Genomic DNA, 25,746 nt, shown 5'->3' with positions numbered 1-25,746 from the left:
CCTCTCAGCGCAGCGAGGCATGGACGGCCTCGATGGCCGCCTGATTGAAGGTGATGCCCGCCGATTGCGCCAGCGTATTGGCAAACATCGCATAGGCATCCTGCGCCATGCCCTGTTCCACCTGCGCGGCGATCGCGGATTTCAGCGCCTCGGCATCGTCGCCGGCCTCGCTGGCAGGCAGGATGTCATCGACCTGCACCAGCCCGACATAGCCCGGCCCCTCGACGCGGGCGACGGCGCCCTTTGCCATCTTGAAGGCGTCCGGCACCAGACTGTCGGGCGTGCCCTCGATCCGGCCTTCGCGCGCGATCTCGGGCGAGACATCGACAATCCCGAAGCGGCCCAGATTGGCGCCCTGTTCGATCTCGGCCTTGATCGCATCGGCCCGCGCCAGCAGCGCCTGTTGCAGCGCATCCTTGTGCCAGGCCTCGGTCACGGCGGCGCGCGCCTCGTCAAAGGGGATCGGCGTCGCCGGCACGATCTCGTCCAGCCGGAGCGCGACCAGACCGCCGTCATCGAGCTGCACCGCCTCGGGGAAGTCGCCGTCCTGTACCTTGCCCGCCGCTTCGCGGAAGGCGGGGTAGCCCGCGATCTTGTCATCGGATTTGGCGGAAAAGTCGATGGTCGCAAGCTCCATCCCCTGTTCCTTGGCCAGATCCTCCAGCGTGGCGCCGCCGGCCAGCAGATCGTCCACCGCCTCCAGCTTGTCGCCAATGGCGCGGCGGGCGGCATCCATCTGATATTCGGTGGTCAGATCCGCCTTCGCATCCTCAAAGCTGGTTTCCTGCGCCGCCAGAACCGCATTCATGCGAAACAGCGCCGGCCCCAGATCCGAGGGCAGCGGCCCCACCGTGCCCGGCTCGGCCAGGGCGAAAACCGCCTCGCCTGCCGCGCCCAGTTCGGCCTGGGTCACATCGCCCAGGTCGATATCCAGCAGCTTCAGCCCGCGCTCCTCGACGATCTTGTCAAAGCTTTCGCCCGCGTCGATGCGCGCCTTGGCGGCCGTGGCCTCCTCCTCGCTGCCGAAAACCAGCCGCTCCACCAACCGCCGCTCGGGCTTGAGGAACTCATCCGCCCGGCTGTCATAAAGCGCCTTCAGCTCGGCCTCGTCCACCGGCATGGTGGCGGCGAGATCCTCGGGCAGCAGCGCGGCATAGGTGATGCGCTTGGCCTCGGGCCGGGTGAAATCGGCGAGATGCGCCTCGTAAAACGCCTTGAGCGCGGCCTCGTCCGGCTGCGGCAGCGGCGCGGTCAGGCTGGCCTCGGTCAGTGTCAGCACCGACAGCGCGCGGCGTTCGGCGATATAGCTGTGGATCGTGTCCGTCAGCACGGCAGGCGCGGCAAAGCCGCTTGCCACTGCCCCGGTCAGCAGGCTGCGCGCGATATCGTCGCGCACGCCGGCCTCATATTCGCGCACCGTCATGTTGTTGCGCTTGAGCGTTTCTTCATAGGTGAACTGGTCGAATTCGCCCGAAACGCCCTTGAAGGCATTCATCGCGCGGATTTCCTGCCCGACGGCGGCATCGCCCACCGAAAGGCCGATCTTCGCCGCCTCGTCATCCAGCGCATAGGTGGTCACAAGGTTCTGGCGCACCTGCGCGTCAAGGCCCAGCTGCTGCGCCTGTGCCAGATCAAGCTGCGTGCCCAGCTGCTGCCCCGTCTCGGCGATCTGGGACTGAAGCGCGCGGGCATAGCGGTTCGCGTCTATCTCACGGTCGCCCACGGTGCCGATGTTCAGCCCGCCCGTGCCGTAATTCGTCACGCCATAGCCGCCCAGGCCCCCGACCACCATCGCCAGCAGCACGAAGGACAGGACCGAGCCACCCTTGCGCTTGCGTTTCGGGCTGTCGCTGTCTGTGTCTTTGGTCATGGCTGGCCTGCAAAACTTGGGTCTGGCACGGTTTGTATGCAACTCGGTCGCGGGGGGCAAGGGCCGGGCGTCAGGCCCGGAACCGCCGCAGCCGGTCGAACATCGCGCCGATGCCAGCCACATCGGCATTGGCAAAGGCGATACGGAACTGCTGCGCCCCTTCGGGATGGGTGTCGGGCTGGAACATGGTGCCGGGCAACATCAGCACCGCCTCCTCGCGCACCAGACGCTGCGCAAGCTGGGACGAGGGCAGGGCAAAGGGATGTTCGACATAGGCGAAATAGGCGCCGCAGCCCAAAAGCCGCCAGCCCTCCAGCGCACCGAAACCCGCCACCATGGCGGCGCGGCGGGCCAGAATCTCTGCCCGCTCGCCCGCCACCCATTGCGCGAGATTGCGCATGCCCCAAAGCGCGCCGATCTGGCCCAGCTGACCCGGACAGATCGCGACGGTATCAAGGAATTTCTCCACCTCGGCCAGTTGCCGCGCCGAGGCGACCACCGCCCCTACGCGATGCCCGGTCAGCCGATACGCCTTGGAAAAGGAATAAAGGTGGATCAGCACATCCGCCCAGTCGGGGTCGGTGAACAGATCATGCGGGCGCCCGCCGATTTCGGTGCCGTGCCGACTGTCGAAATCGCGATAGGTCTCATCCAGGATCAGCGCAATTCCGCGCGCCCGGCACAGGTCGCGAAAGGCTGCGATCAGCGCGGCGGGGTATTCCACCCCGCCCGGATTGTTGGGGCTGACCAGCGCGATGGCACGGGTGCGGGGGGTGATCAGCGCCGCCGCCGCCTCGGGGTCGGGCAACAGATCGGGGCCGGTCGCCAGGGGCACCGCGGTGACGCCCTGCATGTCGAGCCACATCTTGTGGTTGAAATACCACGGCGTCGGCAAGATCACCTCATCGCCCGCGCCGGCCAGCGTGGACATGACGGCGGTGAAGGCCTGGTTGCAGCCCTGCGTGATGGCGACCTGATCGGCCGCGATGGCGCCGCCATAAGCCCGCGACCATTGCGCCGCGATCTCGGCACGCAGTTCCGGCATGCCCAGCACCGGCCCATAGAGATGCGCCTGCGGATCGTTGAGCGCCGCCTCGGCCAGAGCCTGCCGCAGCCCGAGCGGCGGGCTCTCCACCGGCGCGGCCTGGCTCACATTGATCAACGGCTTTTCTGCCGAAAAGCCGAGGCCCGAGAGCCAGCGTCGCGCCTCCATCACCGGGGGCGGAAAGGTCGCGGCCATGGCGGGATTGAGCGGGAGAGACATGCCGGGCTCCTGTGCATGGGGGGAGAAGCAAGGGGGGCTGTCTGCCCCCCTCTGGGCCTTGCGGCCCATTCACCCCCCGAGGATATTTGAAAACAGATGAAAGGGCATGCATTCCCTTCATCTGTTCAAAAATATCCTCGGGGGGAGCGCCGCAGGCGCGTGGGGGGCAGACAGCCCCCCTGGCGCATCAGTCGGTGCCGCGCATCGGCTGGACATATTGCAGCGCCATGTCCCAGGGGAAGAAGATCCAGGTGTCCTGGCTGACCTCGGTAATATAGGTATCGACCTGCGGCCGGCCATGGGGTTTGGCATAGACGGTCGCGAAATGGGCTTGCGGATAGAGCCGGCGCACCAGTTCCAGCGTCTTGCCGCTATCGACCAGATCGTCCACGATCAGGATGCCGGTGCCGTCGCCCATCAGATCGGCCTGGGGGCTTTTGGTGACCACCGCCTCCATCCGGTCCTGGTGGTTGTAGCTTTTGACCGAAATCGTATCGACCACACGGATGTCGAGTTCGCGGCTGACGATCATCGCGGGCACCAGGCCGCCGCGGGTGATGCCGACCACCGCCTTCCAGGCGCCGCCTTCGCCCGGGCCCTTGCCATCCAGCCGCCAGGCAAGCGCGCGGGAGTCGCGGTGGATCTGGTCCCAGCTGACATGGAACCCTTTTTCATGCGGCAGGCGGTCGATCATGGTGGCCTCTTGCTCAGACGGGGGGAGAGGCGGCCTCGCGGGCGGCCTCCAGGATCAGGGTCAGGCCGAGGCCCGCCAGCAGCACGGCGGCGCCCCGGTCGATCCAGGCTTTTGCGGCGGCGTAGCGGCGGCGCACGGCCATCGTGGACATGGCAAGCGTGACGGTCGCATACCAGAACAGTTCGGTGCCAAGCGCGGTGGCGTAGATCGCCCCTTGTGTGCCCGCCGAGAGCGGCCCGGGAAAGATCGCCACGATCAGCGAGGAATAGAACAGCGCCGGTTTCGGGTTCGACAGGTTGAGCGCGATCCCGCCCCAGAACCCGGTGCCGAAGCGTGCCTTCGCCGCCTCGGGCATCGGGCTGGCGGCGCCGCGCCACAGGTGCCAGGCCATCCACAAGAGATAGGCCCCGCCAAAGAGCTTCAGCGCCATGTAAAGCAGCGGGACCAGCTTGAAGATCACCGTCAGCCCCAGGAGCGCGAACAGCCCCCAGAGCGAGGCCCCGACCGCAAGGCCGATCCCGTAGGGCAGGGCCACGTCGCGGCCCCGCGCAAAGGCGGTCTGCATGGCGGCGATGATCGCCGGGCCGGGCGACAGGATCGCCAGCGTCAGGGTGGCGACCAGAAGCGTGAACTGGTCGAAGCCGGGCATCAGCTGTCCTTGCGGCCCGTGACCACGTCGATATCGGGCGCGTCCACCGCCTTCATGCCGACGACATGATAGCCGGCATCGACATGCAGGTTTTCGCCCGTGGTGCCGCTGCCCAGATCCGAAAGCAGGTAAAGCGCGGCCTTGCCGACCTCTTCCTGCGTTACATTGCGGCGCAGCGGCGAGTTCAGCTCGTTCCACTTCATGATGTAGCGGAAATCGCCGATGCCGCTGGCGGCCAGCGTCTTGATCGGCCCGGCCGAGATCGCATTGACGCGGATGCCGTCCTTGCCCAGATCCTCGGCCAGATACATCACCGAGGCTTCGAGCGCGGCCTTGGCCACGCCCATCACGTTGTAATGCGGCATAACCTTTTCGGCGCCGTAATAGGTCAGCGTCAGCAGGCTGCCACCGGGTGCCATCAGCGCCGCGGCGCGCTGGCAGACGGCGGTAAAGCTGTAGACCGAAATATCCATGGTCATGGTGAAATTGCCGCGCGTCGTATCGACATAACGCCCGCGCAATTCGCTCTTGTCGGAAAAGCCGATGGCATGGACGACAAAGTCGATCTGGCCCCAGACCCGCTTGATATGGTCGAACAGCCCGTCGAGCGACGCCTCGTCGGCCACGTCGCATTCGATGAACTCGGTTGCGCCGATGCTGGCGGCCAGCGGCTGCACCCGCTTGAGCAGCGCCTCGCCCTGATAGGAAAAGGCCAGTTCCGCCCCCTGTGCCGCGCAGGCCTGCGCGATGCCCCAGGCGATCGACTTGTCATTGGCCAGCCCCATGATGAGCCCGCGCTTGCCCGCCAGCAATCCAGAAGCCATCCTGTCCCTCGTCATTCTATGGTTTGGCGTGCAGGTTTAGGCCATGGCGCGATGCCTCGCAAGGGTGCGCTTCCTGCTTGAAAGCCGGCGGCCCCGGTGCAAATCCTTGGGCAGCGCCATCGGGGCGGCAGAAAGGCAGGGCAGGCTATGGACCGGACAGGGATTTTCGCGGGCGACAGCCCGTTCGAGCTGGCGCAGTCCTGGCTGCGCGCGGCCGAGGCCACGGAGCCGAACGACCCCAATGCCATCGCGCTGGCCACGGTTGACCCGGACGGCTTGCCGAATGTGCGCATGGTGCTGCTGAAAGAGGTTGAGGTGACGGGCGAGGGCGGCGGCGCCTTCGTGTTCTATACCAATTACGGCAGCGCCAAGGCGCGCGAGATCGAGGCAGGGGGCAAGGCGGCCTTCGTGCTGCACTGGAAAAGCCTGCGCCGCCAGATCCGCGTGCGTGGCACCGTCACCCGCGAGGAGGGGCCGCAGGCCGATGCCTATTATGCCAGCCGCAGCCTGCAATCGCGGCTGGGGGCCTGGGCTTCACGGCAGAGCCAGCCGCTCGGGTCGCGCGGGGCGCTGATGGCCGAGGTGGCCAAGATCACCGCCCTCAAGGGTCCGAATCCCGCACGCCCATCCTTTTGGGGAGGTTACCGTATCCGCCCGACCGAGGTAGAGTTCTGGGCGGATGGCGCTTTCCGGTTGCATGACCGGTTTCGCTGGACGCGCGAAACGCTTCGCGATGCGTGGAAAATTGAACGGCTTAGCCCTTGAATTTCACGCTTCGCGAAAAGATGGGGCAAGAACGCCGCGCATTTCTGCTTGAATGATCCGCGTTATTGGCCGATTGACAGGGTGAAGGGTCAAACTGGGGAACGGCTCTGGAGATGTCTGAAGAAATGATGTCCATGCCTCGTGAGGTGCATGGCAAGGTAAAATGGTTCGATCCGGCCAAGGGGTTTGGCTTCATCGTCGCCGATGAAGGCGGGGCCGATATTCTGCTGCACGCCAATGTGCTGCGCAATTACGGTCAAAGCTCGGTCGCCGATGGCACCGGGATCACGGTGAAGGTGCAGAATACCCAAAGGGGGGTGCAGGCTGTCGAGGTGGTGACGATCGAGCCGCCGACCGCCGGTGCCTTTCCGCTGGGCGAGGATCAGGCGCTGGCCTCACCCGAGGAAATCGCCGCCCGCCCGCTGGAACCTGCGCGCGTCAAATGGTTCGACAAGGGCAAGGGCTTTGGCTTTGCCAATGTCTTTGGCCGGCACGAGGACGTGTTCATCCATATCGAGGTGTTGCGCATGTCGGGCTTTGCCGATCTGGCCGCCGGCGAGGCGGTCTGTCTGCGCATCATCGACGGCAAGCGGGGCCGCATGGCGGTTCAGGTGGTGTCTTGGGAAGCAGCGGCACGCAAGTGATGCTGGCGGCGGCGCTGGCCGCCGTTCTGCCCGGCTTGGCCCGCGCGCAGGATTGCGATCCTGCGCGGCTGGATCTGCGCGGCCCCTTCGGGCAGGCGCAATTCCATATCGAGCTTGCCGATGACACGGCAGAGCGCGCCCGCGGCCTGATGTTCCGCGACCGGATGGCCAGCGGCGCCGGCATGCTGTTCGTCTATGAGGCGCCGCAGCACGCGGCCTTCTGGATGAAGAACACGCTGATCCCGCTCGACATGATCTTTGCCGATGCGCAGGGCGTGGTGACGCGGGTGCATGAAAATGCGGTGCCGCAGGACGAAACCCCGATCGACGGCGGCGACGGCGTGCAATTCGTGCTGGAAATCAACGGCGGGCTTGCCCGCCGGCTGGGCATCGCCGCCGGCGCCCAGATGCGCCACCCCGCCATTGCCGCGCCGCAATGGCCCTGCACGGCGCAATAACCCTTTCCATTGCCCGATCTGCGGGATAGGAAGACCGCAAGTCGGGGCGTAGCGCAGCCTGGTAGCGCGACGGTTTTGGGTACCGTAGGTCGGAAGTTCGAATCTTCTCGCCCCGACCATCTTCTTGTCCGCCCGCCTTCTTGTCCGCGCATCCACCGCCGCCTATTCTGGACCGGCAAGAGGGAACGGGCGATGAAAACTGGCAGGCAAATTTCCCCGCATATGCGACCCTGCAAGCCTTCGGGCCGGGCCGGGGGGCGCTGAATGGCGCGCCCGGCGATCCGGCTACATCTGCCGGCGCATATGCTGGCGGATGGCGGCGCGCGGATGCCCCCCTTTTACGGCCGCCTGGCCGGGGGGCTGCGCCGGCTGGGCGCCGAGGTGACGCTGGAACATCGCGATATCGCCGATCTGCGCGCCGGCCTGCGCGGCGGCGATGTCGATCTGGTTCATGCCGCTGCCATCGGCCGACCCCAGGCGCTGACACTGGGCGTGGCCTATCTTGACCGCTTTCAATACCTTGATCCGGATGGGATTTTCTTTGAAAGCTCCACCCGGCGCGCGCGGTTCCGCCCCGATGCGGTGCCGCTGGCACAGGCGCTGCGCTTTCAGGAACTGCTGCACGCCCATTACGTCGCCGAACGCCGGTCGCGCCATGTCCAGCCCGAGGCGCGGGCGCAGTTTCCCGGCGGCCATATCGCGCTGTTCCTGCAAGACCTGTCCGACCCGGTCGAACGCGCCCGCCACATGACCGCCGCCGAGATGGTGGAAACGGTGCTGCTGGCGCGTGACGGCCGCCCGCTGGTGGTCAAGCCGCATCCGCGCAATCATGGCCCGGAAACCGCGGCGATCCTGCGCCGCCTCGCCGGGGTGCCGGGGGTGGAGATCACCGCCGCCAACCTGCATGACATCCTGTCAGGGGCGGCGCTGTCGGTCTCGATCTCCTCCTCGGTCGGGCTGGAGGGGATGATGCAGGGCGTGCCGGCCGTGTTCTTTGGTGCGACCGACCTGCATCACAACGCGGTCACCGTCACCCGCCCCGACGACTGGCCCGAGGCCATGGCGCGGGCGCTGCGCACGGAATGGCCGCATGCGCAATTCCTGCTCTGGTTCCTGCGGCGGCGCAATCTCGATGCGCGCCGCCCCTTCATGGACCGCGTGCTGGAACGGATCGCCGCTGTCGGGGGCGACCTGGCCGCGCTTGGCCTGCCGGCGCAGCTGCCCGAAGGCTTCCGCGCATGACGCTCAGGCCAGCAGCAGCTCGAAATCGCCGCCCGCGTCGAAATTCAGCCCGTTCTCCTCGATTCCCAAAAGGGTGATCGTCACATCGAGGAACGTCACCGTGACATTGCCGCCAAGATATTCGTATTCGATCGGCACCTGAACCGAGATCGCAGAGGAGGCCTCGATCCGCACCTTGTCCACCCCGGACTGGAAATCAGTGATCGTGTCCGATCCGGCATGATTGCGGAACACAAAGATATCGGCCCCGTCGCCGCCGACCAGCCGGTCATTGCCGGTGCCGCCGATGATCTGATCCGCGCCGGCCGCGCCATAGAGCGTGTCATTGCCACGCCCTCCCAGCAGCGTGTCATGCCCGGTGCCGCCGCGCAGCACGTCATAGCCCGCCGCCCCGACCAGCCGGTCGTTCTGGCTGCCGCCGAACAGCCGGTCGCCCGCATCGCCGCCCGACAGCGTATCGGTGCCCGCGCCGCCATAAAGCGAGTCGCGTCCGGCGCCGCCCAGCAGGCCGTCGCTCTGATCCTGGCCGAACAGCCGGTCATTGCCGGCCTGCCCCCAGAGCGTGTCATCCCCCGCGCCGCCGCGCAGCGTGTCGCCAAAGCTGCCCCCGCGCAACAAATCCGCCTCGGCGCTGCCATAGATGCGGTTGGGCCAGGCCAGCAGATCGTTCAGGAACGCCGCCCCCGCCGTGCTGGAGGGATCGTCGAACAGCGCCTGAAACAGGCTCGCCTGATAGCCAAAGCCCGAAATCGACCCCAGACTGCCCAGCGTCCCGGCCGGCGCGTTCCAGACCACGGCCCCCACGACTCCGCCGGTCAGCCCCACACCATCCCATCCCAACCCGTTGCCCAGCAGGCTGAGCGTGCCGGCCGGCGTGTCAAAGGCCAGCCGGCTGTCATAGCTCGCCCCGGCAAAGCTGATGGATTGCGCGGCATGAAACGTCACGCCGGCGGAACTGTCCTGAAGCGCGGCCAGATCGAAGCCGCGCATGTCGGTGCCTTGGTGAAAGCGGAAAATGATCGGCTCGGGTGTCAGCGACATGGAAAATTTTCCTGGAAAGCGGTGTGTGAAACTGTGCCGATCATAGCGCGGCCCGGACCTCGGCGCCAGTGAATCGGCGGGGTGAAGGGCGGGGCTTGACGGGGCCGGGCGGATGCGAAAGCCTACGCGCATGTTTCCGATCCGCGATCACAACCCCTCGGGGCGGGTGCCCCATGTCACGCGGCTGCTGGTCGCGCTGAATGTGCTGATCTTTCTGGGCTGCTGGATGCTGCTGCCATCGGGCGCGGCGCAGGACCGGCTGTTCTTCGACTGGGGGCTGGTGCCGGCGCGGGCGGTGCAGCAGGGCGCCTGGTGGTCGGTGCTGACCTCGATGTTCCTGCATGCGGGCTGGGCGCATCTGTTCGGCAACATGCTGTTTTTGTGGATCTTCGGCGACAATCTCGAGGATCGCTTTGGCCATTTCGGCTTTCTGGCCTTCTACCTTCTGGCGGGCAGCGGCGCGGCGCTGGCACAGGTCGCGGCGGGGCCTGCCTCGGGCATTCCCATGGTCGGCGCTTCGGGGGCGATCGCGGGGGTGATGGGGGGCTATCTCTTGCTGTTTCCGCGCGCCCGGGTAGATGTGCTGTTCTTTTTCCTGATCTTCTTCCGCATCTTCGCCATTCCGGCCTGGGCGGTTCTGGGCTTCTGGTTCGCCTCGCAACTGGTGGCCGGGGTCGCGACGCCGATCGACCTGGGCGGGGTGGCCTATTGGGCCCATGCCGGCGGCTTTGTCGCGGGGCTGGCGCTGACCTTGCCCTATTGGCTGCGGCAGGGCGGGCCGCGCTTCTGGCGGCGGATGCAGGGTCATCCCGACCACCCGCCGGTGACCTATCGCCAAAGCCGGATCCCGGTCATCCGGAGGACAAGATGAAAGGCAGCTGTCATTGCGGCGCGGTCGAGCTGGAGATCACGCTTTCCGACGGTTTCGCCACCGCGCGGCGCTGCGATTGCAGCTTTTGCCGCCGCCGGGGCGCCATCGCGTTTTCCGCCCCGCTTGGTGGCGTCCAGGTGCTGAAGGGCACGGAAAACCTGACGCTCTATCAGTTCGGCACCTTCACCGCGCAACACTGGTTCTGCAAGACCTGCGGCATCTATACCCATCACCGCCGCCGGTCGAACCCCAACGAATACGGCGTGAATGTCGCCATTCTGGCGGGGGTGAACCCCCGCGATCTGGGCGAGGTGCCCTGGGCTGACGGCGTGAATCACCCCCCAGACCGCCCGGGAACCTGACCGCTCCCTTCATCTGTTCACAAATATCCTGCGGGGAGGTCCGGAGGGGTGCAAAACCCCTCCGGCGGTCCGCCAGGGGGCGCAACGCCGGTCAGGCCTCGCGGATGATCTTGCACAGCGGCTCGAACAGCGCCTCATTGGCGCAGATGACCGACCCGTCATTGACCATGTGGTGATGTTCGCGCACCGGTGCGACCATGCCGCCGGCCTCTTTCACCAGCAGGATGCCCGCCGCCACGTCCCAGGGCTTGTTGCCGCGTTCCCAGAACCCGTCATAGCGCCCCGCCGCCACCCAGGCGAGGTCGAGCGAGGCCGAACCCAGCCGCCGCATGCCCGCCGTGGCCGGCATCAGACGCGCCAGGTCTTGCAGCGTGGTGGGCAGGCCGGGCTTGGCCGCAAAGGGCACACCGGTCGAGAACAGCGCCTCATGCAGGTGCCGCCGCCCGGAAACCCGCAGCCGCTTGTCGTTCATCCAGCTGCCCGCGCCCTTTTCGGCCCAGAACAATTCGTCCTTGGCCGCGTCGAACACCACCGCCGAGACGATCTCGCCCTTGTGTTCCAGCGCGATCGACACCGCCCAATGCGGGATGCCGTGCAGGAAATTCGTGGTGCCATCCAGCGGATCGACGATCCAGCGGCGGGTCGGGTCGGCGCCCGCCGTCTCGCCGCCTTCCTCGCCCAGAAAGCCATAGGTGGGGCGGGCGGTCATCAGCTCCTCGCGGATGATGCGCTCGGCCTCGCGGTCGGCCTTGCTGACGAAATCGCCCGGGCCCTTGGCCGAGACCTGAAGGTTCTCCACCTCGCGGAAATCCTTGACGAGGCTGCGCCCGGCCTTGCGGGCCGCCTTGATCATCACATTCAGATTGGCGCTGCCCTGCATCGGCTTTCCTCGTCGCGTTCGGTCATGTCGGCTGTTCAGACCGGGGCTTCTAGACCGAAAGCCCGCCAATGTGAAGGGGGCAGGGAGGTCAGAGCAGGATGTCGATCGCGCGCAGGCTCGCGACATTGGCCAGACCGATCTGCATGTCGGCAAAGCCGTCGCCATTCAGATCTGCGGCAAGGATCTGGTCGGAAAAGCGCAGCTCTCCCGCCCGACCCGAGAATTCGGCCCCTCCGATGAACCGGAAGGCCTGATTGCCGGCCGCGTTCAGATTGGCGTCGATGGCGCTCAGATGCAGCTTGTCGCCCTGATCGGCGCGGAAATCGGTGACGATGTCGATGGCATCGCTGGCGGCCTGCGCCTCGGTCGCGCTGCGCCAGACAAAGGTGTCGGCGCCGCCGCGCCCGGTCATCTGGTCAAAGCCCTCGCCCCCGGTCAGCCGGTTGCGCCCGCCATGGCCGAACAGCGCGTCGTCGGCGCCCGAGCCCACGACATTCTCGATCCCGCGCAGGGTCTCAAAGCGGTTGGCGCCGGTCTGCGCCTTGCCCGCGCCCAGATCGACCGTGACGCCGCTGCCGCCTTGCGTGCTGTCATTGTCGCGCACCTGATAGCTGATCGTGTCGATGCCGCGACCGCCAAGAAAGGTGTTCTGCCAGCCCACCGAAAAGAAACGGTCATTGCCCGCATCGCCGGTATAGATGCTCTTGAACGTCGCGGCGGCGATGGTATCGGCGCCGGCGCCGCCGCGCACCGTATCGGCGCGGTCGGTGGCAAAGCTGCCAAAGCCTTCGCCGATATAGGTGTCGCGCCCGTCGCCCAGCAGGATCAGACTGCCATTTTCAGCCAGGCTGCGCACCACGTCATTGCCCGCCCCGGCCCGCACCTCGTTGCCGCCGCCGAAATCGTCGTTACGGTCCAGCAGCACGCGGTCATTGCCGCCCAGCATGATCAGCGTGACCTCGCGGTTGTCGATCGACAGCCCCTGGCGAAAGCTGTTGGCGGCGTCGTTGAAGCGGATGGTGCGGCCCATGGTCGTCTCCCTCATTCTGGCGTGACCCTAGCATCGCAGGCGCCGGCGTCCAGCGCTGTTCCCGGGGGAACAGCCCGATCAGGCGCGTTGCAGCTTGACCGCCTCGGTGCGGATCAGCCGCAGGAAATGCGCCATATAGGGCAGGGTCGCATCCAGATCGCGGGTCGCGGCATACATGCGCTTGGTCACCGTTTGCGGTCCAAGCGGGCGGGTGACGTAATCGGGGTTCCGGCGGATGTCGCGCATCACCCAATCGGGCAATACCGACACGCCGCGATCCGATCCGACCAGCATGAAGATCACCGCCGTCAGATCGGCCTGGCGATGGTGGCGCGGCTCCACCCGGGCGGGGGTCAGCAGTTCGGTGAACACATCCAGCCGGTCGCGCCCCACCGGATAGGTGATCAGCGTCTGGTCGCGAAAATCCTCGGCCGCGACGAATGCCTTTTGCGCCAGCGGATTGCGGGCGGCGGCGACCAGCGTCGGGTGATAGTCGAACAGCGGGTTGAAGATGATCCCCGCCAGATCGACCGGGTTGGAGGTGATGACCAGATCGACCTCTTCGCGGTCCAGCGCCGGCATCGCCTCAAACGCGAGGCCCGCGCGAATGTCGATGTCGATATCGGGCCAGGCGTGGCGGAATTTCTCCAGCACCGGGAACAGCCAGTCGAAACAGGCATGACATTCCAGCGTGATATGCAGCCGCCCGGTCTTGCCGGACTGAAGGGCGCGAAACTCGTCCTCCAGCCCCTCGATCTCGGGCAGGACACGTTCGGCCACGCGCAGCATGCGCTGCCCCGCCGCCGACAGCTTCATCGGCCGCGACCGGCGCACGAACAGCTCCATCCCGGCCTGATCCTCCAGCCCCTTCACCTGATGGCTCAGCGCGCTTTGCGTCATGTTCAGCATGTCCGCCGCGCGCGCCAGCCCGCCGCATTCATGGATGGCCTTGATCGTGCGCAGGTGGCGGAGTTCAAAATACATGAGCGTTCCTCATGTTGATGTTGAATACTATGAATTTGTCTCACATCGCAAAGTCGGGCACAAGGGGGGCATCCGAAACAGGAGCCAAAGATGACGACGCCGCGCATTTCGTTCGAGTTCTTCCCGCCGCAGACGCTGGATGCGTCGTTCAAACTGTGGGAAACCGTGCAGATGCTGGCGCCGCTGCAACCGGAATTCGTCAGCGTGACTTATGGCGCCGGTGGCACCACCCGCAAGCTGACCCATGACGCGGTGACGACGATCGGCCGCAATACCGGGCTGCGGGTGGCCGCGCATCTGACCTGTGTCGATGCGACCAGGGCCGAAACGCTGGAGATCGCGCAGGCCTATGCCGCCAATGGCATCACCGATATCGTGGCGCTGCGCGGGGACGCCCCCAAGGGCGCAACGCGCTTCACCCCGCATCCCGAAGGCTTTGCCGACAGTGTGGAACTGATCGAGGCGCTGGCCGCCACCGGCCAGTTCACCCTGCGTGTCGGCGCCTATCCCGAACCGCATCCCGATGCCGCCGACACGCTGCAAGACGTGCGCTGGCTCAAGCGCAAGATCGACGCGGGGGCCAGCGCCGCGCTGACCCAGTTCTTCTTTGAGCCGGAAACCTTCCTGCGGTTCCGCGATCTCTGTGCAAAGGAAGGCATCACCGCGCCGATCATCCCCGGCATCCTGCCGATCGAGAATTTCGCCGGCGTGCGGAAATTCGCCGCGCGCTGCGGGGCGCAGGTGCCGCAATGGCTCGACGATGCCTTTGCCGTGGCGAAACGCGACGGGCGCGAAGACCTGCTGTCGGTCGCGCTTTGCACCGAACTCTGCGACGCGCTGATTTCCGAAGGGGTAGAGGATCTGCATTTCTACACCCTCAACCGCCCGCATCTGACCCGTGACGTCTGTCACGCCCTTGGCCTCGCTCCCGAGGTGGCGCTGGAAAAGGTAGCCTGATCTGGTGGCAGGATCGCCCTTTCCCGGCTGACTGACGCCCGGACCCAGAGGTGGGGGGCCGGGCGTTTTTTTCAGGCCCGGGCCGGCGTGGCAGCCAGACCCTTGCGCGCCCGCCACCACAGCCGCAAGGCCAGCAGGGCCGTGATCCCCGCCAGATAGGCCAGCGGCTCGAACGCCCAGGCCTTCATCAGCCAGACGAAATGCACCGCTGCCAGCACCGCCGCCGGATAGGTCAGCCAATGGAGCTTTTGCCAGGCCGCGCTACCCAGACGCCGGATCGAGGCATTGCTCGAGGTGAGGGCCAGCGGCACCAGCATCAGAAAAGCCAGAAATCCGATGACGATATAGGGCCGCTTCACCAGATCGGCGCCGATCTCGGCCCAGCGGAATTGCAGGTCCAGCGCGATCCAGACCGCGAAATGCAGCGTGGCATAGACAAAGGCCAGAACCCCGATCTGCCGGCGAAACCGGATCAGGTTCAGCCCGGCCAGCCGCCGCAGCGGCGTGATGCACAGGCCCGCCACCATCAGTTGCAGCGCCACCTCGCCCAGCCGGTGTTCGATGGTCTTGACCGGGTCGATGCCCAGATCGCCGGTGAAGATGCGCAGGATCAGTAGCGCCGCGGGGATGGCGCCCAGGGCATAGACCATCCAGGGCCGCACCCGGCGCAACAGGGCGTGAACGCGGTCCATCAGTAATCCTTCGCCAGATCCTGCCCGGCATACAGGCTGGCCACATATTCGCCATAGCCGTTGAACTTGATGGTATCGACGCGCTTGGCGAACAGCCCGCCGCCGATCCGCCGTTCAGAGGCCTGCGACCAGCGCGGATGGTCCACCTCGGGGTTCACATTGGCGTAGAACCCGTATTCGCGCGGCTGAAGGCCCTGCCAGGTGGTGCGCGGCTGTGTGTCGGTCAGGCTGATGCGCACCAGCGACTTGGCCGATTTGAAACCGTATTTCCACGGCACCACCAGCCGGATCGGCGCGCCGTTCTGGCGCGGCATCGCCTCGCCATACAGCCCGGTCGCGAGGATGGTCAGCGGGTTCATCGCCTCGTCGATGCGCAGTCCCTCGCGATAGGGCCAGTCGAGCAGGCCCGCCTTCACCCCCGGCATTTCGTCGGGGCGGGCCAGGCTTTCAAAGGCCACATATTTCGCGCCCGGCTGCACCCCCACGCGGTCGAGCAGCGCCGCCAGCGGAAAGCCGATCCAGGGGATGACCATCGACCAGGCCTCGACACAGCGAAAGCGGTAGATGCGTTCCTCCAGCGCGATACCCTTGGTCAGATCGTCCAGCGCGTAATCGCCGGGCTTGTCCACCAGCCCGTCGATCTTGACCGACCAGGGCGCTATGGTCAGCCCGCCCGCATGGCGCGCGGGGTCCGACTTGTCATAGCCGAATTCGTAGAAATTGTTGTAGCCGGTGATGTCTTCCAGCGTATTGGGCGCGGCATCGGTGGAATAGGGGCTGGGCTTGGCGGCAATCCTGGCCTCGGCCGCCCCGGCCAATGCCAGCGCGCCAGCCCCGGCCGCCCCGGCCAGCAGGGCGCGGCGGTTCAGCCAGTGGCGTTCTGGTGTCACGTCCGACCAGTTCAGCCCGGTGTTCCAGCGGTTCGACATGGCATCCTCCTGCGCTCTGCCCGATTGTGAAGCAGTTCGCGTCTGGGGCAAGTCGCGTTACATCACAACCGCGTGCCGGGCTGTAACATCAGGCGCCAAGGTCAAGCATCAGCCGCACCAGCGCAGCCTCGGGCGTCTCGGTCCCGCCATTCTCCACCCCGGCGGCCCAGAGCCCGGCGCCGGCGGCATAGGCCCCCGGGGTCAGCCCGCCATGCAGGCATTGGCTGACCGCCCGCAGCCGACAGCCGCGCCGCACCGCCTGCGCCAGCGCGTCGATCAGCGCGGCATCGCCGGGCAGGGTGCCCGCGCCAAAGACCCGCAGCACCGCGCCGTCCAGTTCCGCGAGCATGGCGGCCAAGGCGGCGGCGGGCAGGCCGGGGGTCAGCGTCAGCACCGCCACCCGCGCGGCGCCAAAGCGCGTGCCCGCCGCGCGGGGCGGGGCGTCCTCCTGCGGGATGGCGGAAAAGGCGTCGGCGGCATGGCTGTCGGTCTTGACCAGCCCGCCCGCCGGCAACAGCCGCCCGTCAAAGGCCAGCCACACCCCCGGCGCGGCCTCGTGCAGCGCCTGCAAGGCAAGGTCCAGATTGCCCTCGGCATCGCCGCCCATGCCCAGGGGCGTCATCGCGCCGCACATCACCACCCGCCGCCCCGATCCCGCCAGGGCCTGCGACAGCGCCGCGCCGCTATAGGCCATGGTATCGGTGCCATGGGTCAGCAGCACATCCGCCCCTGGATGCGCCGCGATGACCGCCAGAATGCGGTTCCATTCCGCCGGGCCGACATCGGCGCTGTCAAGCAGCGGGTCGAACACCTCGGCCCGCAGCGCGGCCCCCTGCGGCAGGCGCGCGGCCACCGCCGCCTCCAGCTTGCCCGCGACGGGCTGCAATCCGTCCGGCCCCGGTCCCATGCCGATGGTGCCGCCGCTATGGATCAGCAGGATCGTCATCGCTCTCTCCCTCGTTTTGCCGACCCTTGCCATGACCTGCCCGGCCATGCAACGCGGCTTTATCCGGGCCGGGCCTTGCGCTACTGTCGCCGCAGGCGATGCAAGGCAAGATGATGAAACCGATCCATATCCTGAACGGCCCCAACCTCAATCTGCTGGGCAAGCGCCAGCCCGAGATCTACGGGCGCGAGACGCTGGACGATGTGGCCGCGGCCTGCGCCGCGCTGGGCGCCGAACTGGGCGTGGTCACGGAATTTCACCAGTCCAACCACGAGGGCGAGATCGTGGAGATGATCCATCGCGCCCGCGATCAGGCGGCGGCGATCATCATCAACCCCGCCGCCTATACCCATACCTCTGTCGCCATTCTGGATGCGCTTCATGCCTTTGAAGGCCCGGTCTTCGAGGTGCATATCTCCAACGTCCACAAGCGCGAGAGCTTTCGCCACCATTCCTATGTCTCGCTGCGCGCCGATGGCGTGATCGCGGGTTGCGGCACCGAGGGCTATCTGCTGGCGCTGCGCCGCGCGGTCAGCCTGCTGCGCGGCTGATGCGCTTTTGCTGGCACCCCGACGCGCGGCTGGTCGATGCGGCGGGGCAGGTGCATGGGCCGGGCCGGCCGGCCACAGCGGCATCGGCCTTGCCGGAACGTCCGGCCGCGCGGGCGCTGCAAGCCGCCCTTGGGGCGCCGGCCTTTCGCATCGGCGGTGACGGCCCCGCGCCCGATGGCCCCGCACCCGATGGCGACGGGGTCTTCGAGACACTGACCGGCGGTAGCAGCGGCACCCCGCGCCGCATCCGCCGCAGCCAGAAAAGCTGGATCGCCAGTTTCACGGTCAATGCCGGGCTGTTTGGCATCGGCCCCGATGCGCGAGTGGCAGCGACCGGCGGGCTGGTGCATTCGCTGGCGCTTTATGCGGCGGCTGAGGCCCTGCATCTGGGCGCGGAATTGCACTTGCTGGAGGGCGCGCGCCCCGACCGACAGGCGGCGATGCTGGCCGCGCGGCGGGTCAGCCATCTGTATGCCACGCCCGCGCAGGTGCAGGGCCTGCTGGCGGCGGGGCAGGACTGGCCCGATCTTCGCCATGTCATCATCGGCGGCGCGCGGCTGACCGCCGATCTGCGCGCGGCGCTGACCCGGCGCTGCGCCGCGCGGGTGACCGAGTTTTACGGCGCGGCAGAGACCAGTTTCATCGCGCTGGCCGATGCCGACAGCCCGCCCGGCAGTCTGGGCCGCGCCTATCCGGGCGTGGAATGGCGGCTGGAGGGGGAACGGCTCTGGGTCCAGTCGCCCTATCTGGCGCAGGGCTATGCCGGGGTGCCGGGGTCGGCCTTGTGGCAAGAGGGCTGGGTCGCCCCGGGCGAGGCCGCGCGGATCGAGGGCGGCACGCTCTGGCTGGCCGGGCGGATCGGGCGTCAGGTCAAGATCGCCGACCAGACCGTGCAACCCGAGGAGATCGAGGCCTTTTTGCTGGCGCAACCCGGCATCGCCGCCGCCGCCGTCATCGCCCGCGCGGACGCGCGCCGCGGGCATGTGCTGGAGGCCTGCCTGCACGGCGCGGGCGACGAGGTGGCCTTGCTTGCCGCCCTGCGCGTGGCCTTCGGGCCGCTCAAGGCGCCGCGCCGGCTGCACTGGATCGCGGATTGGCCGGCGCTGCCCTCGGGCAAGACCGATTTCACCACGCTTTCGCGGAGGGTCGCATGCAGCCCCGCCTGATTGCTGCCCGCCGCAGTGCCGTGATCCCGCGTGGCGGCGCCTTTGCGACGCTGGCGCTGCATGATCTGGCCGCGCCGGTGATCGGGGCGGCGCTGGCCGATGCCGGCATCCAGCCCGCCGAGGTGGATGAGCTGATCCTGTCCAACGCGCTTGGGGCGGGGGGCAACCCGGCCCGGCTGGCGGCGCTGGCGGCGGGTCTGCCCGAACGGGTGGCGGGGCTGAGCATCGACCGGCAATGCGCGGGCGGGCTGGATGCGATCCGGCTTGCGGCGGCGATGGTGGCGGCGGGGCAGGCCGAGGTCGTGGTGGCGGGCGGCGCCGAGAGCTGGTCGCGCCGCCCCCTGCGGCTGGCCCAAGCGCCCGGCCAGCCGCCCACGCCCTATGAGGCCCCGCCCTTCACCCCCTGGCCCGACCGCGACCCCGACATGACCGAGGCCGCGGCGCGGCTGGCAGACCGTCTGGGCATCGACCGCGCCCGGCAGGATGCCTTTGCCATCCGCTCGCACACTCTGGCGCGCGCGGCGCATCACCCTGAAATCGTGCCGCTTTCGGGGCAGGGGCGCGATGCCTTCGCCCGCGACCTGAGCCCGCGCCTGGCCGCCCGCGCCCCGGTGCTGGCCGGCAGCGTGACCGGGGCGACGACGGCGGTGGCGGCGGATGCGGCGGCCTTTGTCGTGGTCACGACCCCGGCCCGTGCCGCCCGCGCGCCCCGGGCGCTGCGCCTTTTGGCTGCCGCCACGCTGGGGGCCGCCCCTGATGAGCCGGGCCGGTCGCCGGTGCCGGCGATCCGCGCCGTGCTGGGCGCGGCTGGCCTGTCCGCTGGCGATCTGGAGCGGGTCGAGTTGATGGAGGCCTATGCCGCGCAAGCGCTGGCCTGCATCGACGCCTGTGCCCTGCCGGCCGAACGGGTGAATCTCGGCGGTGGCGCGCTGGCGCGGGGGCACCCGATCGGCGCCTCGGGGGCCATCCTGGCGGCGCGACTGTTTCACGATCTGGATCATGGCCCCGGCCTTGCCGCCATCGCGGCGGCGGGGGGCGTGGGGGCTGCGCTGATCCTGCAACGATAAAGGGCGGCCCGAAGACCGCCCTCTTGCAAGCGCTTGCCGGCGTGGCTCAGGCCCGCGACAGCACCGAGGCCGGGCGCAGCCGCGCCAGCCCCCGGGTGATCGCCGCCGCCAGCCCGGACTTGAGCAGGTCGCCCGCCAGGAAAGGCAGCGCCAGCACCGCCGCTTCGGGCAGCGACTTGTCCAGCATCACCGACATGCCGATGATGCCGCAGACATGCATCACGCCGATCCCGCCAAGGATCGCGCCCAGAAAGGCCGCGGGAAAGATCGCGATCCGCAGCCGCTCCACCACCAGCCCGGCGACAAACGCCGCGAGCGGAAAGCCCACCAAGTAACCGACAGTGGGCGAGGCAAAGACACCCAGGCCCCCGCGTCCGCCCGCCAGCAGCGGCAGACCCGCCGCGACAAGGCCCAGAAACAGCAGGACCGCCAGCGCCCCGCGCCGTGCGCCCAGCACCGTGCCGCAAAGCATGACCCCCAGCGATTGCGCCGTGATCGGCACCCCGGAGACAAGGTCGATCTTGGGCACCAGGCCCAGCACGGCGATCAGCGCCGCGAACAGGGCGATATGGGTGAGGTTGCGTTCCATCCGTCTCTCCTTCGGGTCAAAGCCCGCCCCGCGCGCGCAGGGCTTCGGCCACATGATCGGCATCGTCCAATGCGGCCAGCGCCAGCGGCAGCACGATCCCGGCGCCCACCCGCCGAGGGCTGCGCGCGCGCCATGCCTGCCGCAAGTCCCGTGCCTTGTCCAGCAAAACAGGCACGAAGCGGATCACCAGCGCCATGGCCAGCGCCAGTACGCGCGGCCGCAGACCCAGACGGGCCAGCGGCGACAACAGCCGCTCCAGCACCGCAAGCATGGCATCCAGCCGCGTGGTCATCGTCACCAGATTGGCGAGGCCGACGGCGGCCAGCATCCGCCCCGCCAGCAAGGCGCCGCGCGCCAGATCGGCGGTCCACAGATGCCAGACCGCCAGCACCACGAAAAACGGCCAGAGCGGACGCAACAGCCGCAACCCCGCGCGTGCGAAAGCGCGACCCTGCGCCAGATAGACCAGCGCCAGCGCGACCAGCACCCCGGCCATGACCGGCAGCGCCGAGATGGCAAAGATCGCGGCCGAACCTAGCGCCACCGCCGCCAGCTTGACCCCGGCGGGCCAGCGATGCAGCGCCGTGTCAACGGGCGAGCAGAGTGTCAGCATCCGCATCCCCCAGCCGCGCCATCTCGGCCCTAAATCGCGGCAAGACCGCCTCGGGCGCGCCCGCGTCGAACAGGCGTCCGCCCTCCAGCCAGATCACCCGATCCGCCCCGGCCACCGCGGCGGGATCGTGGCTGATGGTGATGATCCGCTGCGGCAGATCCGCCAGCCGCCGCGCCAGCCGCGCCTGTGTCGGCAGATCGAGCGCGGCAAAGGGTTCGTCCAGAAGGATCGTGCCGGGCGCCATCAGCAACACCGCCATCAGACAGAGCCATTGCTTCTGCCCCTGGCTGAGCGTGGAGACCGGCACCCCCGCCCAATGCGATCGCCCCTCGGCGGCCAGCAGGGCCTCGACCCGCGCGGCGGCCGCCCCGGCGCTTTGCCCCTGCTGGCGCAGACCAAAAGCCAGCTCCTCGGCCACGGTGGGAAAGATGATCTGGTGATCGGGGTTCTGGAACAGGATGCCGATCCGGTCGAGCATGGCCCGCCGGTCACGCGCCGGATCCAGCCCCGCCACCCGCACCGCGCCCTCGGTCGGGGCGATCAGCCCGGCGATCAGCCGCAGAAGCGTGGTCTTGCCCGATCCGTTGCGCCCGACGATCCCGATCCGCGGCTCGGTCAGGTCAAGCGAGATGTCATGCAGCAGCGCCTTGCCCTGCACCCTGTAGCCGACACCGGAAAGTGTGATCGCCGCATCCATGCCCTCGCCTTAGCGCCCCTGAGTGCGCCCGACAAGCAGAAGGGGGGCTGTCTGCCCCCCTCTGGGCCTGCCGGCCCATTCACCCCCCGAGGATATTTGGAAACAGATGAAAAGGCAGGCGTCGCCTTCATCTGTTCAAAAATATCCTCAGGGGGTGAGGCCGCAGGCCGAGGGGGCGCGAGCGCCCCCTTTCTGCGCGCGCTCAGCCCTGCCGCGCGGCGGCGACCGAGGCCTCGAGAATATCCATCGCCTCGGCAAAAACCGCGTCGGGGATGGTGATCGGCGCAAGGAAGCGCACGACATTGGCGTAGACGCCGCAGGTCAGCAGGATCAGGCCGCGCGCCTGGGCCTCGTTCTTGACGCGGGTGGTAAAGCCGGCGTCGGGTTCCTTGTTGGCGGGATTGGCGAATTCCACCGCCACCATGAAGCCCGGGCCGCGGATATCGCTGATCTCGGGCGTGACGGCGCGGATCGATTCGAGCTTCTGCTTCAGCCGGCTGCCCAGTTCATTGGCGCGGTCGCAGAGCTTTTCCTCCTCGATCACGTCGAGCACCGCATGGGCGGCCGCGATCCCCAGCGGGTTGCCGCCATAGGTGCCACCCAGGCCGCCGGGATTGGCGGCATCCATGATTTCCGCCCGGCCGGTGACCGCGGCGATCGGCAGGCCGCCGCCCAGCCCCTTGGCCATGGTGGTCAGGTCGGCCGCCACGTCATAGCCATGCATCGCGAACATCGTGCCGGTACGGGCAAAGCCGGTCTGCACCTCGTCGGCGATCATCACGATGCCATGTTCGTCGCAGAGCTTGCGGAGCGCGCGCATCAGGTCGGCCGGGGCGGGGTAGAAGCCGCCCTCGCCCTGCACGGGTTCCAGGATGATGGCCGCAACCCGACCGGGGTCGAGGTCGTTCTTGAACAGCTTGGTGATGCCCGACATCGCGTCTTCGGTGCTGATGCCATGCACATCCTGCGGGAAGGGCACATGGTAGACATCCGGCATCATGGCGCCAAAGCCCTTCTTGTAGGGCTCTACCTTGCCGGTCAGCGTCATCCCCATGAAGGTGCGACCGTGGAAGGCGCCGCCAAAGGCGATCACGGCGCTGCGCCCGGTATGGAAGCGGGCGATCTTCACCGCGTTTTCCACCGCCTCGGCGCCGGTGGTGACAAAGATCGTCTTTTTGGCGAAATCGCCGGGCGCCGCCGCGTTCAGCCGTTCGGCCAGGCGGACATAGTTTTCATAGGGCAGCACCTGATGGCAGGTATGGGTGAAGCGGCCCATCTGTTCGGCCACAGCCGCCATGACCTTGGGGTGGCAATGGCCGGTATTGACCACCGCGATGCCGGCGGCAAAGTCGATATAGCGATTGCCCTCGATATCCCAGATTTCCGCGTTCAGGGCGCGGTCGGCATAGATCTGCGTCTGCATCCCCACGCCCCGCGCCACGGCATCCACACGGCGCTTCGCCACTTCGCTGTTCTGCATCTTCATGTCCTCTCTGGCCCGTCAGGGGCTTTGCGCGGCATTTTGATCAAAAATTCGGTCCAGTTCAATCGCAATCACGACCTTGCGGCAACACGAATGAAGCAGGCCGCCGCGCCGGTCTTTCGTCGAAAGACCGGATCCCGTCCGTCACGCGCCAAAATGCGAAAAACGATAGGGCGAGACACCATATTTCTTGCGAAAACTTTTCGAGAAATGGCTGGAGGAGGCATAGCCGCAGGCCACTGCGACCTCGGTCACGCTCATGTCGGTTTCGGCCAGCAGGGCGCGGCCATGTTGCAGCCGCAGGTCGTTCATGTAGCGCACCGGCGTCACGCCGAGATAGCGGTTGAACAGCCGCTCGATCTGGCGGCGCGACACGCCGAGGTGGTCGGCGCAGGCATCTAGGTCGAACTCCTCCTCGATCCGGGCCTCCAGAAAGGCCACCGCCTTGATCAGCTTTTCGTTGCGCGTGCCCAGTCGCGCCGCGAGCGAGGTGATCTGCTCATCCTCCTCGGTGCGTCGCTGGGTCAGCAGGCACATGTTCATGACCTCCTGGCTCAGCCCGGCGCCGTATCGGTCATGGATCAGCTTGAGCATCAGGTCCGCCGCCGCCACCCCGCCGGCGCAGGTGACGATGCGGTCTTCGATGCAGAAGACCTGCCGCGCCGGGGTCAGGTCGGGGAAGGTCTCGGTGAAACCGCCGAGGTTTTCCCAATGCAGGGTGAAGCGGCGGCCCTTGAGGATACCGGCCCGCGCCAGTGCATAGGCCCCGGTGCAAAGCCCGCCGACGCTGCGCCCGCGCCGCCATTGCCCGCGCACCCAGTCACCCAGCGTGGCGGTGATGTGGGTTTCAGGCTCCACCCCGCCACAGACCAGCACATAACCGGGGGGCGGGGCCTCGGGCAGCGGGCCATCCGTCACCACCTGCACACCGCTGGAACAGGCCACGGGGCGCCCATCCTCGGAAAAGGTCTGCCAGCGGAACAGCACCTGTCCGGTGAGCTGATTCGCCACCCGCAGCGGTTCGATCGCCGAGGTGAAGGCCAGCATGGTGAAACGCGGCACCAGAACGAAGGTGACCGAGACCGGCTCAGCCACTTTCGGCAGCGTGACATGGGCCACGCCGCGCGCGATGAACTTGCCTTTGTCTTCGGGTTCCGGGGCTTTCATATATCTGGCGTAGCGCGGGCCGAAGTTCTCTGCAAGAAGTCTGTTTTTTGCCCGGGGCGGGGCGATCTTTACCGGGCGTTAACCACTCGCCCGCCAGTCTCTCCAGGGAATGGAGAGGTTGCGGCATGGCGATGGAGCCGGACAGCAGAAATGACGGCGCGGCGGGGCGCCTGACAGAGCGGGAGCGGCTGGCCCGGTTGCAACTGATCCGGTCGCGGCGGGTTGGGCCCGCAACCTTTCATCGGCTGATTGCCGAACATGGCAGCGCCCGAGCGGCCCTGGAGGCTTTGCCGCAGATCGCCCGCGCCGCCGGGGTCGATCGCTATGAGGTCTGCCCCGAAGGCGTTGCCCTGTCCGAGATGCGCAAGGCCCATGCGCTTGGCGCGCGCATGTTGTGCCATGGCGAAGCCGCCTATCCCGCCGCCCTGGCCGAGATCGGGGATGCGCCGCCGATCCTGTGGATGCGCGGGCAGGCCGCCTTGCTCGCGCGGCCCATGGTCGGGATCGTGGGGGCGCGCAATGCCTCCAGCCTTGGGTTGCGCATGGCGCGGCGGCTGGCCGAATCGCTGGCCGAGGCCGGGTTCGTCACCGTTTCGGGCCTGGCGCGCGGCATCGACGCCGAGGCGCATGCCGCCTCGCTGGGGCAGGGCACGGTGGCGGTGCTGGCGGGGGGCGTCGATCATGCCTATCCGCCCGAAAACGCGGCCCTGATGCAGAAGATCGCGGAAAGCGGCTGCCTTCTGTCGGAACAACCCCCGGGGCTGGAGCCGCAGGCGCGCCATTTCCCGCTGCGCAACCGGATCGTCTCGGGCCTTGCCCGCGCGCTGGTGGTGGTGGAGGCTGCCAGCCGCTCCGGTTCGCTCATCACCGCGAAAGAGGCGGCCGAACAGGGGCGCGAGGTGTTTGCCGTGCCGGGCCACCCCTTTGATGCGCGGGCCGCGGGCTGCAATCAGTTGATCCGCGAAGGGGCGACGCTGGTCCGCTCTGCCGCCGATGTGATCGAGGCCCTGGGGGGGCAGGCGCCGCCGCACCGCGCCGAACATCTGGCGGCGCATGATCTGCCGGGGCGCGATCTGCCGGGGCCCGCGAAGGCGCCGCCGCGCCGCCCGCTGCGCGATCTGGCGGCGCTGCACCGGCTGATCCTTGACAGGCTCTCGCCCAGCCCGGTGGCCGAGGATCAGCTGATCCGCGATCTGGCCGTGCCCGCGCAGGACATCGCGCCGCATCTGTTGCAACTGGAGCTGGAGGGACAGTTGCTGCGTCAGCCGGGCGGGCTGATCAGCCGGCCGTGACACCCCGTTCCGCCGATGC

General features: G+C 67.7%; 28 protein-coding genes and 1 tRNA gene. 12 read left to right on the top strand and 17 right to left on the bottom strand.

Annotated features, from left to right (window positions below):
* Positions 1-4: 4 nt before the first annotated feature.
* The 5 genes from FOA17_RS07675 to fabI form a co-directional block, all read right to left on the bottom strand.
* Positions 5-1,870 carry a peptidyl-prolyl cis-trans isomerase gene (locus tag FOA17_RS07675; protein WP_149140886.1) on the bottom strand — a complete coding sequence of 622 codons (1,866 nt, stop codon included), beginning with the start codon at positions 1,868-1,870 and terminating at the stop codon, positions 5-7.
* A gap of 70 nt (positions 1,871-1,940) precedes the next feature.
* Complete coding sequence (locus tag FOA17_RS07670; RefSeq protein ID WP_149140885.1) at positions 1,941-3,134, bottom strand: aminotransferase; 1,194 nt, start codon at positions 3,132-3,134, stop codon at positions 1,941-1,943.
* A 187-nt stretch (positions 3,135-3,321) separates the two neighbouring features.
* Positions 3,322-3,828 (bottom strand): xanthine phosphoribosyltransferase, encoded by a 507-nt coding sequence (gene gpt / locus FOA17_RS07665; RefSeq protein WP_149140884.1) that lies wholly within the window; start codon positions 3,826-3,828, stop codon positions 3,322-3,324.
* Positions 3,829-3,841: 13 nt separating this feature from the next.
* The gene (locus tag FOA17_RS07660) at positions 3,842-4,477 is read right to left on the bottom strand and encodes a LysE family translocator (protein WP_149140883.1); all 636 of its coding nucleotides are present in this window, start codon (positions 4,475-4,477) and stop codon (positions 3,842-3,844) included.
* Complete coding sequence (gene fabI / locus FOA17_RS07655) at positions 4,477-5,301, bottom strand: enoyl-ACP reductase FabI (protein WP_149140882.1); 825 nt, start codon at positions 5,299-5,301, stop codon at positions 4,477-4,479. The genes FOA17_RS07660 and fabI overlap by 1 nt, the downstream gene beginning before the upstream one ends.
* Before the next feature lie 147 nt (positions 5,302-5,448).
* Here fabI and pdxH point away from each other — a divergent pair, with 147 nt between their 5' ends.
* The 5 genes from pdxH (at position 5,449) to FOA17_RS07630 (ending at position 8,410) form a co-directional block, all read left to right on the top strand.
* Complete coding sequence (gene pdxH, locus FOA17_RS07650; protein WP_149140881.1) at positions 5,449-6,066, top strand: pyridoxamine 5'-phosphate oxidase; 618 nt, start codon at positions 5,449-5,451, stop codon at positions 6,064-6,066.
* Positions 6,067-6,194: 128 nt separating this feature from the next.
* Entirely contained in the window at positions 6,195-6,710 is a 516-nt protein-coding gene (locus tag FOA17_RS07645; RefSeq protein WP_420841693.1) for a cold-shock protein, read from the top strand.
* Positions 6,710-7,168 (top strand): DUF192 domain-containing protein, encoded by a 459-nt coding sequence (locus FOA17_RS07640; protein WP_149141424.1) that lies wholly within the window; start codon positions 6,710-6,712, stop codon positions 7,166-7,168. The genes FOA17_RS07645 and FOA17_RS07640 overlap by 1 nt, the downstream gene beginning before the upstream one ends.
* A 42-nt stretch (positions 7,169-7,210) precedes the next feature.
* Positions 7,211-7,287 (top strand) — tRNA-Pro (locus FOA17_RS07635).
* 145 nt (positions 7,288-7,432) lie between these two features.
* On the top strand, positions 7,433-8,410 hold the full coding sequence (locus FOA17_RS07630) for a hypothetical protein (RefSeq protein ID WP_149140879.1): 978 nt from the start codon (positions 7,433-7,435) through the stop codon (positions 8,408-8,410).
* Positions 8,411-8,413: 3 nt separating this feature from the next.
* Here FOA17_RS07630 and FOA17_RS20290 read toward each other — a convergent pair whose 3' ends face one another.
* The gene (locus FOA17_RS20290; protein WP_275259788.1) at positions 8,414-9,451 is read right to left on the bottom strand and encodes a calcium-binding protein; all 1,038 of its coding nucleotides are present in this window, start codon (positions 9,449-9,451) and stop codon (positions 8,414-8,416) included.
* A gap of 130 nt (positions 9,452-9,581) precedes the next feature.
* Between FOA17_RS20290 and FOA17_RS07620 the strand changes: the two genes are divergently transcribed.
* On the top strand, positions 9,582-10,322 hold the full coding sequence (locus FOA17_RS07620) for a rhomboid family intramembrane serine protease (RefSeq protein WP_149140877.1): 741 nt from the start codon (positions 9,582-9,584) through the stop codon (positions 10,320-10,322).
* Positions 10,319-10,684: a GFA family protein gene (locus FOA17_RS07615; RefSeq protein ID WP_149140876.1), complete on the top strand. Its 366-nt coding sequence runs from the start codon at positions 10,319-10,321 to the stop codon at positions 10,682-10,684. Before FOA17_RS07620 ends, FOA17_RS07615 begins: the two co-directional genes overlap by 4 nt.
* A 91-nt stretch (positions 10,685-10,775) precedes the next feature.
* Here the strand turns inward: FOA17_RS07615 and FOA17_RS07610 are convergent, their stop codons facing one another.
* The 3 genes from FOA17_RS07610 to FOA17_RS07600 all read right to left on the bottom strand — a co-directional run bounded on the left by FOA17_RS07610 (position 10,776) and on the right by FOA17_RS07600 (position 13,578).
* Positions 10,776-11,564, bottom strand: a complete 789-nt coding sequence (locus FOA17_RS07610) for an inositol monophosphatase family protein (RefSeq protein WP_149140875.1) — start codon at positions 11,562-11,564, stop codon at positions 10,776-10,778.
* An 88-nt stretch (positions 11,565-11,652) separates the two neighbouring features.
* On the bottom strand, positions 11,653-12,594 hold the full coding sequence (locus FOA17_RS07605; RefSeq protein WP_149140874.1) for a calcium-binding protein: 942 nt from the start codon (positions 12,592-12,594) through the stop codon (positions 11,653-11,655).
* A gap of 78 nt (positions 12,595-12,672) precedes the next feature.
* Positions 12,673-13,578 (bottom strand): LysR family transcriptional regulator, encoded by a 906-nt coding sequence (locus FOA17_RS07600; RefSeq protein ID WP_149140873.1) that lies wholly within the window; start codon positions 13,576-13,578, stop codon positions 12,673-12,675.
* A 90-nt stretch (positions 13,579-13,668) separates the two neighbouring features.
* Between FOA17_RS07600 and metF the strand changes: the two genes are divergently transcribed.
* Entirely contained in the window at positions 13,669-14,535 is an 867-nt protein-coding gene (gene metF, locus FOA17_RS07595) for a methylenetetrahydrofolate reductase [NAD(P)H] (protein WP_149140872.1), read from the top strand.
* Positions 14,536-14,606: 71 nt separating this feature from the next.
* On the opposite strand, the gene msrQ is transcribed toward metF, so the two are convergent.
* From msrQ to FOA17_RS07580, 3 genes are all read right to left on the bottom strand, one after another.
* Positions 14,607-15,227, bottom strand: coding sequence for a protein-methionine-sulfoxide reductase heme-binding subunit MsrQ (gene msrQ / locus FOA17_RS07590; protein ID WP_149140871.1), 621 nt, complete (start codon positions 15,225-15,227; stop codon positions 14,607-14,609).
* Positions 15,227-16,156 carry a protein-methionine-sulfoxide reductase catalytic subunit MsrP gene (gene msrP / locus FOA17_RS07585; RefSeq protein WP_149140870.1) on the bottom strand — a complete coding sequence of 310 codons (930 nt, stop codon included), beginning with the start codon at positions 16,154-16,156 and terminating at the stop codon, positions 15,227-15,229. The genes msrQ and msrP overlap by 1 nt, the downstream gene beginning before the upstream one ends.
* Positions 16,157-16,244: 88 nt before the next feature.
* Positions 16,245-17,102 carry an asparaginase domain-containing protein gene (locus tag FOA17_RS07580; protein ID WP_149140869.1) on the bottom strand — a complete coding sequence of 286 codons (858 nt, stop codon included), beginning with the start codon at positions 17,100-17,102 and terminating at the stop codon, positions 16,245-16,247.
* Between the two features lie 110 nt (positions 17,103-17,212).
* Here FOA17_RS07580 and aroQ point away from each other — a divergent pair, with 110 nt between their 5' ends.
* From aroQ to FOA17_RS07565, 3 genes are read left to right on the top strand one after another with little or no spacing between them, the layout of a single operon-like run.
* Positions 17,213-17,653, top strand: coding sequence for a type II 3-dehydroquinate dehydratase (gene aroQ / locus FOA17_RS07575; protein WP_149140868.1), 441 nt, complete (start codon positions 17,213-17,215; stop codon positions 17,651-17,653).
* Entirely contained in the window at positions 17,653-18,819 is a 1,167-nt protein-coding gene (locus FOA17_RS07570) for an ANL family adenylate-forming protein (RefSeq protein ID WP_149140867.1), read from the top strand. The genes aroQ and FOA17_RS07570 overlap by 1 nt, the downstream gene beginning before the upstream one ends.
* Positions 18,804-19,886 (top strand): acetyl-CoA C-acyltransferase, encoded by a 1,083-nt coding sequence (locus FOA17_RS07565; RefSeq protein ID WP_149140866.1) that lies wholly within the window; start codon positions 18,804-18,806, stop codon positions 19,884-19,886. Before FOA17_RS07570 ends, FOA17_RS07565 begins: the two co-directional genes overlap by 16 nt.
* Positions 19,887-19,932: 46 nt before the next feature.
* On the opposite strand, the gene FOA17_RS07560 is transcribed toward FOA17_RS07565, so the two are convergent.
* The 5 genes from FOA17_RS07560 to FOA17_RS07540 form a co-directional block, all read right to left on the bottom strand.
* Positions 19,933-20,475: a biotin transporter BioY gene (locus FOA17_RS07560; protein WP_149140865.1), complete on the bottom strand. Its 543-nt coding sequence runs from the start codon at positions 20,473-20,475 to the stop codon at positions 19,933-19,935.
* 16 nt (positions 20,476-20,491) lie between these two features.
* Positions 20,492-21,088, bottom strand: a complete 597-nt coding sequence (locus FOA17_RS07555; RefSeq protein WP_149140864.1) for an energy-coupling factor transporter transmembrane component T family protein — start codon at positions 21,086-21,088, stop codon at positions 20,492-20,494.
* Complete coding sequence (locus tag FOA17_RS07550; protein WP_149140863.1) at positions 21,063-21,785, bottom strand: energy-coupling factor ABC transporter ATP-binding protein; 723 nt, start codon at positions 21,783-21,785, stop codon at positions 21,063-21,065. The genes FOA17_RS07555 and FOA17_RS07550 overlap by 26 nt, the downstream gene beginning before the upstream one ends.
* A gap of 202 nt (positions 21,786-21,987) precedes the next feature.
* Positions 21,988-23,265, bottom strand: a complete 1,278-nt coding sequence (locus FOA17_RS07545; RefSeq protein WP_149140862.1) for a 4-aminobutyrate--2-oxoglutarate transaminase — start codon at positions 23,263-23,265, stop codon at positions 21,988-21,990.
* A gap of 147 nt (positions 23,266-23,412) precedes the next feature.
* On the bottom strand, positions 23,413-24,435 hold the full coding sequence (locus FOA17_RS07540; protein WP_149140861.1) for a GlxA family transcriptional regulator: 1,023 nt from the start codon (positions 24,433-24,435) through the stop codon (positions 23,413-23,415).
* Between the two features lie 131 nt (positions 24,436-24,566).
* Here FOA17_RS07540 and dprA point away from each other — a divergent pair, with 131 nt between their 5' ends.
* A complete protein-coding gene (gene dprA / locus FOA17_RS07535) occupies positions 24,567-25,727 on the top strand; it encodes a DNA-processing protein DprA (RefSeq protein ID WP_149141423.1) in 1,161 nt (386 codons plus the stop codon).
* Positions 25,728-25,746: the final 19 nt, after the last annotated feature.

This window comes from Gemmobacter caeruleus, from assembly GCF_008271655.1.
GTDB classification, from domain to species: Bacteria; Pseudomonadota; Alphaproteobacteria; order Rhodobacterales; family Rhodobacteraceae; genus Gemmobacter; species Gemmobacter caeruleus.
The sequence above is the reverse complement of the archived record's forward strand: the minus strand, read 5'-3'. Positions and strand labels throughout refer to the sequence as shown.